This window comes from Streptococcus danieliae (assembly GCF_009767945.1).
Classification (GTDB): Bacteria; Bacillota; Bacilli; order Lactobacillales; family Streptococcaceae; genus Streptococcus; species Streptococcus danieliae.
Genome location: NZ_WSRS01000059.1, coordinates 1 through 11,422 on the forward strand (window position 1 = coordinate 1; position 11,422 = coordinate 11,422).

Genomic DNA, 11,422 nt, shown 5'->3' on the forward strand with positions numbered 1-11,422 from the left:
TACAATATTTGTCGTTTTGAACAGATCAAACGACTGAATTTGAATACATGGGCTTAGTGCGCCCAAAAATCAGAATTCTCCCGATAATCGGGATAGAAAAGTAGGAAATACAGGGACTTTTGCTGGAAATTAGAGGGCAAGAGTCCCTTCTTTTTTTATATGACGGAATACTTCTGGTTTTTAGAGGTGCCCTGAAATTTATGGTAAAACAGCACCCTTCCATTTTTATGGTGGTGAGGTGCCTATTTCAGGGATGGCTGGAGACCAGCAAGCAGCCCTCTTTGGCCAATTAGCCTTTGAACCAGGTATGGTTAAAAATACCTACGGAACGGGCTCCTTCATTATCATGAATACAGGCGAAAAAATGCAGCTGTCGCAAAATAATCTTTTGACAACAATTGCTTATGGAATTAATGACAAGGTTTATTATGCCTTGGAAGGATCGATCTTTATTGCAGGATCGGCGATTCAATGGTTGCGGGATGGCTTACGGATGATTGAAGCTTCACCAGAGTCTGAGACCCTAGCCTTGGCTTCAAAAAGTAATGATGAAGTTTATGTGGTACCAGCATTTACCGGTCTCGGAGCACCTTACTGGGATCAAAATGCCCGTGGTTCGGTCTTTGGCTTAACCCGTGGAACCAGCAAGGAAGACTTTATCAAGGCGACCCTACAATCCATCGCCTACCAGGTTAGGGACATTATTGATACCATGCAAGTGGATGCTGCAACAGCCATTCAATTGCTTAAGGTTGACGGTGGGGCAGCCATGAACAATTTCTTGATGCAATTCCAAGCAGATATCTTGGGCATCGAGATTGCGCGTGCCAAGAACCTTGAAACCACAGCCTTGGGAGCAGCCTTCTTGGCCGGTTTGGCAGTTGGTTATTGGCAAGATTTAGAAGAATTAAAAACCTTAAATGAGACTGGTCAACTCTTCGAGCCATCCATGAACGAAGCGCGTAAGGAACAACTCTACAAGGGTTGGAAAAAAGCGGTTAAAGCGACGCGCGTGTTCGCAGAAGAGGACTAGGAGCGTATCAGTCATGGAAAGGGACCAGCCCATGAATTGTTTGAGGGGCTGGCAGTGGATTTCTGGAATCAACTCTGCTGTAGAGAGTGTTAGATAAGGATAGGTAATAACGATGGAATTTTCAAAACGAACCCGTACACGGGCATTGGAAAAAATGCAGGAACAAACGCTGGATCTTCTCATCATTGGTGGGGGAATTACTGGGGCTGGGCTAGCCTTGCAGGCAGCCGCATCTGGCTTGGATACCGGTCTGATTGAAATGCAGGATTTTGCGGAAGGAACTTCAAGCCGCTCGACCAAACTGGTTCACGGGGGACTTCGCTACCTCAAGCAATTTGATGTGGAGGTTGTTTCGGACACCGTTAGTGAGCGGGCAGTGGTACAACGCATCGCTCCTCACATTCCCAAACCAGATCCAATGTTGTTACCGGTTTATGATGAACCGGGGGCAACCTTCAATCTGTTTCGCTTGAAAGTGGCCATGGATCTCTATGACCTCCTGGCGGGGGTTAATGGTTCGTCTGTTGCTAACCAAGTCTTGAGTCGGGAGCAGGTCTTGGAAAGAGAACCGGACTTGCGAAAAGAAGGTTTGGTTGGTGGTGGAGTCTATCTGGACTTCCGCAACAATGATGCCCGCTTGGTGATTGAAAACCTCAAACGGGCCAATCAAGATGGCGCTTATTTGGCCAGTCATGTGAAGGCTGAAGGTTTCCTTTTTGAGGGAGATCAGATTGTCGGTGTTCAGGCGCGGGATCTGTTAACCGATCAAACCCTTGAAATTCGGGCTCGTTTGGTTATTAATACAACTGGTCCTTGGTCTGACCAAGTCCGCAATCTCAGCAATCCTGATCAAGCCTTTAGCCTCATGCGGCCAACCAAGGGGGTTCACTTGGTGGTGGATTCCAGCCGTCTCAAAGTGAGCCAGCCTGTTTATTTTGACTCTGGTTTGGCCGATGGTCGGATGATTTTGGTCCTTCCTCGTGAAAATAAAACCTATTTCGGAACAACTGATACAGACTATCAAGGAGATCTGGCTCACCCTCGTGTGGAACAGGAAGATGTGGACTACCTCTTGGAGATTGTTAACCATCGTTTCCCTGAAGCTCACTTGACCGTTGCGGATATTGAAAGTGGTTGGGCTGGTCTACGGCCGCTGATTGCGGGCAACAATGCTTCTGACTACAATGGTGGGGATAATGGTTCGCTTAGCGATGCTAGCTTTGAGCAGTTGATTGATGCCGTTCAAGCTTATCTTGCCAAAGAAAAAACACGGGAAGATGTGGAGCATGTCTTGAGCAAGATGGAATCTTCAACTTCTGAGAAGAGTTTGGATCCGTCTGCGGTTTCACGTGGTTCCAGCCTAGAGCGGGATCCAAATGGCTTGTTGACCTTGGCGGGTGGTAAGATTACAGACTACCGCAAGATGGCTGAGGGGGCAATGGAATTGATTCTGCAAATTTTGGCAGAGGAATTCCAGCGGAACTTTACCTTGGTGCATTCGAAGACTTACCCAGTATCGGGTGGGGAATTGAATCCACACAATGTGGAAGCAGAATTGGAAGTCTTTGCTCAATTGGGAGTTGCGCGTGGTTTGGATAAGGATGAGGCGAAGTACTTGGCCAACCTTTATGGATCCAATGCTCCGAAGGTTTATGCCTTGGCGCAAACTGTGGAAGCAGCCCCAGGCTTGAGCTTGGCGGATACACTATCCCTGCATTATGCCATGCAAAGTGAATTGGCTTTAAGCCCAGTTGATTTCTTGCTTCGTCGGACCAACTATATGCTCTTCAAGCGAGAGCAGGTGGACGGTATCAAGGATGCTGTAGTGGAAGAAATGGCTCGCTACTATGAGTGGAGTTCAGAAGAAAAGGCGGCTTACCAAGCGGAATTGGAAGCTAGCTTAGCAGAAAATGATTTGGTCTCTTTGAAGGCCTAAGGCTCAGTGAATTTTAAATGCTGCGAGTATTTGGATTGTCATCTTAATTCGGTATAAGGAGAAAGTAATGTCGAATGAATTTTTAGGAGAATTTTTAGGAACAGCCCTTCTCATTCTTTTGGGGAACGGAGTTGTAGCCGGCGTGGTGCTTCCGAAAACGAAAAACCATAATGCAGGCTGGATCGTTATCACAGCTGGTTGGGGTCTAGCGGTAGCCATTGCGGCCTTTGCGGTTGGTAGCCTGTCACCGGCCCACCTCAACCCAGCCGTATCCTTGGCCATGGCCATGAGTGGCTCGCTACCATGGGCTTCCTTTGCTAGCTATGTACTAGCCCAATTCTTGGGAGCTATGTTTGGTCAGATTCTTGTTTGGCTCATGTACAAGCCCCACTACGATATTGCTGAAAACCCAGCAGATATCTTGGGCACTTTCTCAACCGGTCCAGCCCTCCGGGATAATGTTTCCAACCTGGTTTCTGAGATCTTGGGCACCTTTGTCCTCGTCTTGACCCTCTTGGCGATGGGAACTGCCAATATTGCTGCAGGTGTTTCAACCCTAGCTGTATCCGCTTTGATCATCGGGATTGGTTTGTCCCTTGGTGGAACAACCGGCTATGCCATCAACCCAGCCCGTGACCTGGGGCCACGTTTGATGCACTCCATCCTACCAATTGCTCACAAGGGAGATGGTGACTGGTCCTATGCTTGGATTCCAGTCGTTGGCCCCCTCCTTGGTGCAGCCCTAGCGGTTCTTGTTTACGGACTTTATTAAGACTGTATAGCGGTTGGCTAAGCCAGCCGCTTTTTGTGTTATTATAAGATTATGAAAAAAATCTTGCGAAAGAAGGGCCTGGACCTTCTCAAACAGCAGTCCCCAGAGAGAAAAGCACTAGCCGATCAGCGTTTGCTGGAACAGTTCTTGGCCTCCCCAGCCTATGGCCAGGCAGAGGTGCTGGCCAGCTATCTGTCCTTGGCTCATGAAGTCAATACCCAAGCCCTGCTGGAGCAGGCTCGCTTGGATGGGAAGCGACTCCTGGTTCCCAAAGTTGTTAAGCCCGGTCAGATGGCTTTTGTTGACTATGATCCAGAGCGGCTTCAGCCGGGAGCCTATGGGATCTTAGAGCCGACCAATGATCCAGACCCTCGACTGACTTTGGCAGACATTGACCTGATCCATGTGCCTGGCCTGGTCTTTAATCGAGCAGGCTACCGGATTGGCTATGGCGGGGGTTACTATGACCGGATTCTTACCCATTTTCCTGGCTGGACCCTAGCGACCATTTATGCTGTCCAATTGGCAGATTTTATTCCCCAAGCCCATGATCAAGCTGTAAAGGAGCTCCTTATCGATGATGTCTCAACTCAAATATAGCCCTGTCACCCATTTATTTGTGGCGCTCAACTGCCTGGTGTTCCTTCTCATGTATGTGGTCTCCGGTGGTGTTGTAGAGGATGCCCGGCTACTAATTCAGTTTGGAGCCCTTTATCCACCCTTGATTCAGTGGGATTTGGGTCAGTCCTACCGGCTTTTTTCAGCCATTTTTGTACATATTGGTTTTATGCACTTTTTCGCCAATACCCTGACCATCTATTTCTTGGGCCAGCAAATCGAACGCCTGTACGGCTCTGTTCGCTTTTTCTGGATTTACCTTTTAACCGGTCTGATGGGGAATCTTTTCTGCCTGGTTTTTAGCTCGGATGCGATTGTGGCTGGCTCTTCAACCTCCATTTTTGGTCTGTTTACCATCTTGGTGGTCTTACGCTGGTTGCCCAATCCCTACCTTCAATACCTGGGCCAGTCCTACCTACCGCTTTTGCTGATGAATCTGGTCTTTAGTCTAGCCCCAGGAGTTAGTCTAGCGGGTCATTTAGGAGGATTGGTGGGAGGAGCCTGTATGGCCCTAGTCCTCCCCCTAGCTCCTTACGGTTTGGTCCATGGCCGCCAAGGCCAAGCCTTGGGGGTAGGTCTTTACCTAGGATTAGGCTTACTCTTTTTCGCTTCTGTTTTGTCCTAAAAAAACGAGCCTCCTTGTTGGGAGAGCTCGTCTTTTTTCATAGTATTATTTTAATTTTTTGGCTGGGGCAGGGCGGTCTGCCTTTTCTAATTCTTTCCCAAGGTCAATGATGTATTGTTTGAGGTCATCTTTGACTTGTGGGTGGCGGAGGGCATATTCAATCGAGGTTTTCATGTAGCCATATTTGTCCCCAACATCGTAGCGTTTGCCCTTGAATTCACGGGCAAATACACGCTGGGTTTTGTTGAGGGTGTCGATGGCATCGGTTAATTGAATTTCGTTACCGGCTCCTGGTGCTTGGTTTTCCAGAATGTTGAAAATTTCCGGAGTCAAGAGGTAGCGACCAATGATCGCAAGATCACTTGGAGCATCTTCTGGAGCTGGTTTTTCTACAAAGGTTTCCACAGAGTAAAGACCATTTGTTCCTTTGCCTTGGGGAGCGATGACTCCGTAGGCAGAAACTTCGTCATGGGGTACCTGCATGACAGCGATGGTTGAAGCATGGGTTTTGTCATAGTCATCCATGAGTTGGCGTGTGAGCGGAACCTTGTCTTCCATGAGGTCATCCCCCAACATGACCACAAACGGTTCATTTCCGATAAAAGCCTTGGCTTGAAGAACTGCGTCTCCTAGTCCACGTGGATGGCTTTGGCGGATGAAGTGGAGGCGGATACCGGTTGTTTCATCGACTAGTTTGAGGAGTTCGGATTTACCTTTTTCTTTTAAATTGTATTCCAATTCAAAGTTTGAATCGAAGTGGTCTTCGATGGAGCGTTTGGCTTTACCGGTTACCACCAAGATTTCTTCAATCCCTGATTGGAGGGCTTCTTCGACGATAAATTGAATGGTTGGTTTGTCGACAATCGGCAACATCTCTTTAGCGAGGGCCTTGGTAGCTGGGAGGAAACGAGTTCCGAGACCGGCTGCGGGGATAACGGCTTTTCTGACTTTTTTGTTCATACTTAACTCCATTCGTTTTCTTCTTTAAATTCATTGGTCATCATGTCTTTGATGGCCTCTTTGATGGGACGATTTTCGTAGATTACCTGGTAGATGCCCTGGGTAATTGGCATATAGACTCCGAGCTCTTGGGCTAGTTCGTAGGCAGCCTTGGTTGTGGACAGGCCTTCGATGACCATACCCATGGCAGCTTCGATGGATTCCAGGTCTTGGCCTTGGCCGAGGGCATAACCAGCTCGCCAGTTGCGGGAATGCTTGGAGGTTCCTGTAACAATGAGGTCGCCGACTCCGGAGAGGCCGCTGTAGGTTAGTGGGTCTGCTCCCATGCGGACCCCTAGGCGGGTAATTTCAGCCAGGCCACGGGTGATGATGGCGGCCTTGGCATTGTCGCCATAGCCGAGGCCTGCTAGGATGCCGGCTCCGACTGCGATGATGTTTTTCAGGGCACCTGCGGTTTCAACCCCAATGACATCGGTGTTGCTGTAGAGACGGAAGTAGGCGTTACTAAAGAGCTCTTGGGCGTAGCGGGCCTGTTCCAGATCCTTGGAGGCTGCGGTAATCAGGGTGATATCGCGGACAATAGCTTCTTCAGCATGGCTGGGTCCAGATACAACAATGATATCAGAGCGGAGATGTTCGGGAATTTCTTCCTCTAGGATGGTAGACAGTCGTTGGTGACTGTTTGGTTCCAGTCCTTTGGAGGCGTGGAGCACCTGTACTGGATGATCCAGTACCTGGGCAACTTGTTGGGCGACTAGTCGTGTGACCTTGGTTGGGACTACAAAGAGAATCGCATCGGTATTCGTGAGGGCCTGCTTGAGATCGGTGTAGGCCTGGATGGTTTCCGAGAGGCGGACATCCGTGAAGTAGCGCTGGTTGGTGTGCTCTTGGTTAATCTCCTGGACTTGCTCAGACAGGTGGCCCCAGAGGCGCACCTCGTGGCCATTGTCGTCTAGGACTTGAGCCAGGGCGGTTCCCCATGACCCGGGTCCGAGGATTGTGATAATTTGTTTTTGCATAGTCGTTCCTTTATCAGGTATTCGTTTTCAATTTTACCAAAAAAAAAGTTAAAATTAAAGGAAAATGATGGATTGTTCGGCCTATCCGAATAGGCCTTGTGGCCTTGTGGCCAATCTTGGAGTAGATTTTAACGGCTCTCTCCATAATATTTTAGGAAAAGGTTCGTGTTTCTTCCTTATTTGGCGGAGGTGGCTGGCTTGAATTCTCGGATTTGGGTGATATAATGGTACAGTTGTTAGTCAAAAAAAGGAGGAAATTATGCTGAAACAGGCGTTAAAGCCCTATAAGTGGTATGCAATGGGTTCTTTGCTTATGGTGATTGTGATTGTATCCAGTTCACTGCTGCAACCCAGCTATTTAAGTGATGTCCTGGCTGCTGTGCTCGAGAATGATCGGGCTAAGATTGCTTCGATGGGTGTCTGGTTGCTTGTGATTGCAGGGGCTGGTTTGCTAGCCGGTGTGATTAATACGATTCTGGCTGCTAAGATTGCTCAGGGAGTGTCGGCAGATTTGCGGGAAGCTCTTTTCCGTAAAATTCAAACCTTCTCCTATGCCAATATTGAAGAGTTTAATGCTGGAAATCTGGTTGTCCGGATGACCAACGATGTGACCCAGGTTCAGAATCTGATGATGATGCTCTTTCAGGTCTTGCTCCGTTTGCCGATTCTTTTTGTTGGAGCCTTTGTCCTAGCTGTGCGGACTCTGCCCAGTCTCTGGTGGGTTTTGGTTTTAATGGTGCTTGGAATTGGTAGCGTAATGGCGATCATTATGGGGCGACTGGGACCTCGTTTTGGGCTGTTCCAGACTTTAATGGATAAGATCAATGCCATCGCCAAGGAGAATCTTCGAGGCGTTCGGGTGGTGAAATCTTTTGTTCAGGAAAAATCCCAATATGCAAAATTTAAAGAAGTCTCCAATGACCTTTTGGATCTGAATCTTTTCATCGGTTATGGTTTCTCGATTATGATGCCAGCTGTGACATTTATTGCCTATATGGCGACCTTCTTGGCCATCTATATGGTTTCCCAACTTGTGGAAACGGATCCTGAGGTGATTGGAAATATCGCTTCCTTTATGACTTATATGATGCAGATTATGTTCTCAATCATCATGGTGAGCTTTATGGGAATGCAGGCTAGTCGGGCCTTTATTTCTTTGAACCGGATGAAGGAAGTCTTGGATACCGAACCGGCTATGTCCTTTAAGGAAGGTGAAACAGAGGAGCTTGAGGGTAGTCTAGTCTTTGACCACGTGACCTTCACCTATCCCCATGACAATGAGCCGACCTTGAAAGATGTCAGCTTCGAAGTGCAACCCGGTCAAATGATCGGGGTTGTAGGGGCGACCGGATCCGGTAAGTCCACTCTGGCACAACTGATTCCACGCCTCTTTGATCCTCAAGAGGGGAGCGTTTCAATTGGCGGTCGCAACCTGAAAGATGTCAGTCAGGAGACTCTTCGCCAATCTGTATCTATTGTTTTGCAAAAAGCCATTCTCTTTAGCGGCACCATCGCAGACAATCTCCGCCAAGGGAAGTCTGGAGCTGATTTGGAAGCTTTACAACGAGCCGCTTCGATTGCCCAAGCCAAGGAATTTATTGACCGCTTAGATGACAGTTATGAAAGCCAGGTCGAAGAGCGGGGGAACAACTTTTCTGGTGGTCAGAAGCAGCGGATGAGTATTGCCCGCGGTGTCATCGGGAATCCTAAGATTTTAGTTTTGGATGATTCGACTTCTGCTTTGGATGCAAAGTCCGAGAAGCTGGTTCAGGAAGCTTTGAATAAGGACCTAAAAGGGACAACGACGCTCATCATTGCCCAGAAAATTTCTTCTGTTGTCAAGGCAGATAAGATTCTGGTACTGGATGAGGGACGTCTGATTGGTCAAGGGACCCATGCGGAATTGGTAGCGACGAATACCGTTTATCGAGAAATTTATGAAACTCAAAAAGGAAAGGAGGACTAGGATGAAAACAGCACGCTTTTTTTGGTTCTATTTTAAACGCTACAAGTTATCTTTTCTGTTCATTTTCTTAGCCATCGTGGTCTCGACCTATTTACAGGTGCAGGCTCCTGTTTATCTGGGAAAGGCTTTGACAGAGTTGGGAACCTGGGTTCAGGAATATTTTAAAGCCAAAGCCCTTAGTGATGCGACGGGTGCTGCTTTGGTCAAACCAAGTATGGATGCTTTTGGAGCGGTTATGTGGAATCTCTTCTTGACCTACCTCTTCACGGTGGTATCAATGTTGGTTTATATCCTGCTCTTTACTCGGATTGTGGCGCATTCTACTAACCGGATGCGGAAGGGCTTATTCGGGAAACTGGAGCGTTTGACGGTGGCTTTCTTTGATCGAAATAAGGATGGCGACATTTTGTCACGCTTTACATCGGATTTGGACAATATTCAAAACTCCTTTAACCAAAGTTTGACGCAGGTGGTTTCGAACATTGCCTTGTATGTTGGCTTGGTCTGGATGATGTTTGTTCAGAACCAACAATTGGCCTGGGTTACCGTAGCTTCTACCCCAGTCGCTCTTCTTCTTTTGATTTTTATTGTCCGAATGGCTCGCAAATATACGAATTTACAACAGGCTGAGGTAAGTAAGCTCAATGCTTATATGGATGAGAAGATTTCTGGGCAGAAGGCGCTTATTGTGCAGGGGGTTCAGGAAGAAACCATTGCGGGCTTTATGGATTTGAATGAACGGGTGCGCAAGGCTACCTTTAAGGGGCGACTTTTTGCAGGAATGTTGTTCCCGGTGATGAATGGGATGAGCTTGATTAACACGGCGATTGTCATCTTTGTGGGTTCGACGCTTGTCCTGAATGATTCATCGATGACGACAGCAGCCGCTCTGGGCTTGGTTGTGACCTTCGTACAATATTCGCAACAATATTATCAGCCGATTATGCAGGTAGCTTCGAGCTGGGCAGAGTTGCAATTGGCCTTCACAGGAGCTGGTCGAATCCAAGAAATGTTTGACCAAGAAGAGGAGGTTCGTCCTGTTCAAGCTCCTCACTTTACCGAGTTACGAGATGGAGTTGCCATTGAAGGGATTGACTTTGGTTACCTACCAGGTCAAAAAGTTCTGAAAAATGTCAGCATCTCTGCACCAAAAGGGAAAATGGTTGCGATAGTTGGACCGACAGGATCTGGTAAAACCACCATTATGAACCTGATCAACCGCTTTTACGATGTTGACGCGGGAGCTATCAAATTTGATGGCCGCGATATTCGGGACTATGACTTGGATAGCTTGCGGCAAAATGTCGGGATTGTCCTTCAGGAATCCGTTCTCTTTAGCGGTACTATCCGCGACAATATTCGTTTTGGGGTTCCGGAAGCGAACCATGAGCTGGTGGAGGCTGCTGCCAAGGCAACGCATATCCATGATTTTATCATGAGTCTACCAGAGGGCTATGATACCTTGGTTGATGATGAGCAAAATGTCTTCTCAACCGGTCAAAAGCAGTTGATTTCCATTGCTCGGACTTTGATGACCGATCCCCAGGTCCTCATCTTGGATGAGGCAACTTCCAACGTAGATACCGTAACAGAAGCCAAAATTCAAAGTGCCATGGAAGCCATTGTGGCTGGTCGGACCAGCTTTGTGATTGCCCACCGCCTCAAGACGATCTTGAATGCGGATGAAATTATTGTTCTCAAGGATGGGCAAGTCATCGAACGTGGTAACCATCAAACCTTGCTCGCCCAAGATGGCTTCTACGCAAGTCTTTATAAGAACCAATTCGTTTTTGAATAATCATGATTTAGTAGATTTTAGATGGGAGTGGGACAGAACTAAATTTGAAAAAATTTAGTTCGTAGCCCCACCCCCGCAAGGCTGATTAGGCCCTCTTCCGAGCTTGAAAAGCGAACGATTGGAGTTTGCTTCGCAAACAAGATTTAGTATTCTCTAACAGCATACAATGCTGTTAGACCCAATCAGCTACTGCGTCAAAGGCATTTTGCTAACCAAAGTCAATGAGGCTAGACTTTTGTCCCAGCCTCGTCTTTTTTTGTTTGCCTCCGAATAAATAAGTAGGAGGAAGGCTATGTTTACGAAAAAGCACTACCGGATGCAAGTGGACTTTAGGGATTGTGGAGTGGCTTGTTTGGCTATGATTTTAGATTATTATGGGCACCTCTAAAAACTCATACTTATTGTCGCCTTATTTCAAATAAGTAGGTATTCCTATTTGGTAGTGCGGACGTGAGCAGTCTCCTTCGGAGTCTCATCACTAAATTTTGAGCCAAGGTCTCAAAATCTCCGCCATCTAGCAGTTGTTTTTAACTGCTGATGGTTCCACTACAGTAGAAATACCTGCTTTTCTTTATTTTCACTCCCTAAATTTTATGAGATAATAGAACTACTAAGATGAACGAGGTACTATCATGCTATTATTTTCCGACGATGAACGACTTCTAGAAAAACTGTCACAATTGGGAAATCAACTA

At 47.4% G+C, this 11,422-nt stretch carries 9 protein-coding genes and 1 pseudogene; 8 read left to right on the forward strand and 2 right to left on the reverse strand.

Translation table 11 applies throughout. The features are described 5' to 3' along the window. Positions 1-193 precede the first annotated feature (193 nt). The 5 genes and pseudogenes from E5983_RS06650 to E5983_RS06670 all read left to right on the forward strand — a co-directional run. A pseudogene (locus tag E5983_RS06650) lies at positions 194-1,033 on the forward strand (FGGY-family carbohydrate kinase); the annotation flags it as partial. Between the two features lie 112 nt (positions 1,034-1,145). Further along, positions 1,146-2,969, forward strand: a complete 1,824-nt coding sequence (gene glpO / locus E5983_RS06655; protein ID WP_160333098.1) for a type 1 glycerol-3-phosphate oxidase — start codon at positions 1,146-1,148, stop codon at positions 2,967-2,969. Positions 2,970-3,036: 67 nt separating this feature from the next. Beyond that, a complete protein-coding gene (locus tag E5983_RS06660; RefSeq protein WP_160333099.1) occupies positions 3,037-3,741 on the forward strand; it encodes an MIP/aquaporin family protein in 705 nt (234 codons plus the stop codon). 51 nt (positions 3,742-3,792) lie between these two features. Continuing rightward, the gene (locus tag E5983_RS06665) at positions 3,793-4,341 is read left to right on the forward strand and encodes a 5-formyltetrahydrofolate cyclo-ligase (protein WP_160333100.1); all 549 of its coding nucleotides are present in this window, start codon (positions 3,793-3,795) and stop codon (positions 4,339-4,341) included. Continuing rightward, complete coding sequence (locus tag E5983_RS06670; protein WP_160333101.1) at positions 4,322-4,984, forward strand: rhomboid family intramembrane serine protease; 663 nt, start codon at positions 4,322-4,324, stop codon at positions 4,982-4,984. The genes E5983_RS06665 and E5983_RS06670 overlap by 20 nt, the downstream gene beginning before the upstream one ends. A 45-nt stretch (positions 4,985-5,029) precedes the next feature. Here E5983_RS06670 and galU read toward each other — a convergent pair whose 3' ends face one another. Continuing rightward, entirely contained in the window at positions 5,030-5,944 is a 915-nt protein-coding gene (gene galU / locus E5983_RS06675) for a UTP--glucose-1-phosphate uridylyltransferase GalU (RefSeq protein WP_160333102.1), read from the reverse strand. Between the two features lie 2 nt (positions 5,945-5,946). Then, entirely contained in the window at positions 5,947-6,963 is a 1,017-nt protein-coding gene (locus tag E5983_RS06680) for an NAD(P)H-dependent glycerol-3-phosphate dehydrogenase (protein ID WP_160333103.1), read from the reverse strand. A gap of 259 nt (positions 6,964-7,222) precedes the next feature. On the opposite strand from E5983_RS06680, the gene E5983_RS06685 reads away from it, so the two are divergent. The 3 genes from E5983_RS06685 to E5983_RS06695 all read left to right on the forward strand — a co-directional run bounded on the left by E5983_RS06685 (position 7,223) and on the right by E5983_RS06695 (position 11,115). Next, a complete protein-coding gene (locus tag E5983_RS06685) occupies positions 7,223-8,929 on the forward strand; it encodes an ABC transporter ATP-binding protein (RefSeq protein WP_160333104.1) in 1,707 nt (568 codons plus the stop codon). A gap of 1 nt (position 8,930) precedes the next feature. Continuing rightward, on the forward strand, positions 8,931-10,727 hold the full coding sequence (locus E5983_RS06690; protein WP_160333105.1) for an ABC transporter ATP-binding protein: 1,797 nt from the start codon (positions 8,931-8,933) through the stop codon (positions 10,725-10,727). Between the two features lie 292 nt (positions 10,728-11,019). After that, positions 11,020-11,115: a cysteine peptidase family C39 domain-containing protein gene (locus tag E5983_RS06695; RefSeq protein WP_160333106.1), complete on the forward strand. Its 96-nt coding sequence runs from the start codon at positions 11,020-11,022 to the stop codon at positions 11,113-11,115. The last annotated feature ends 307 nt before the right edge of the window (positions 11,116-11,422 follow it).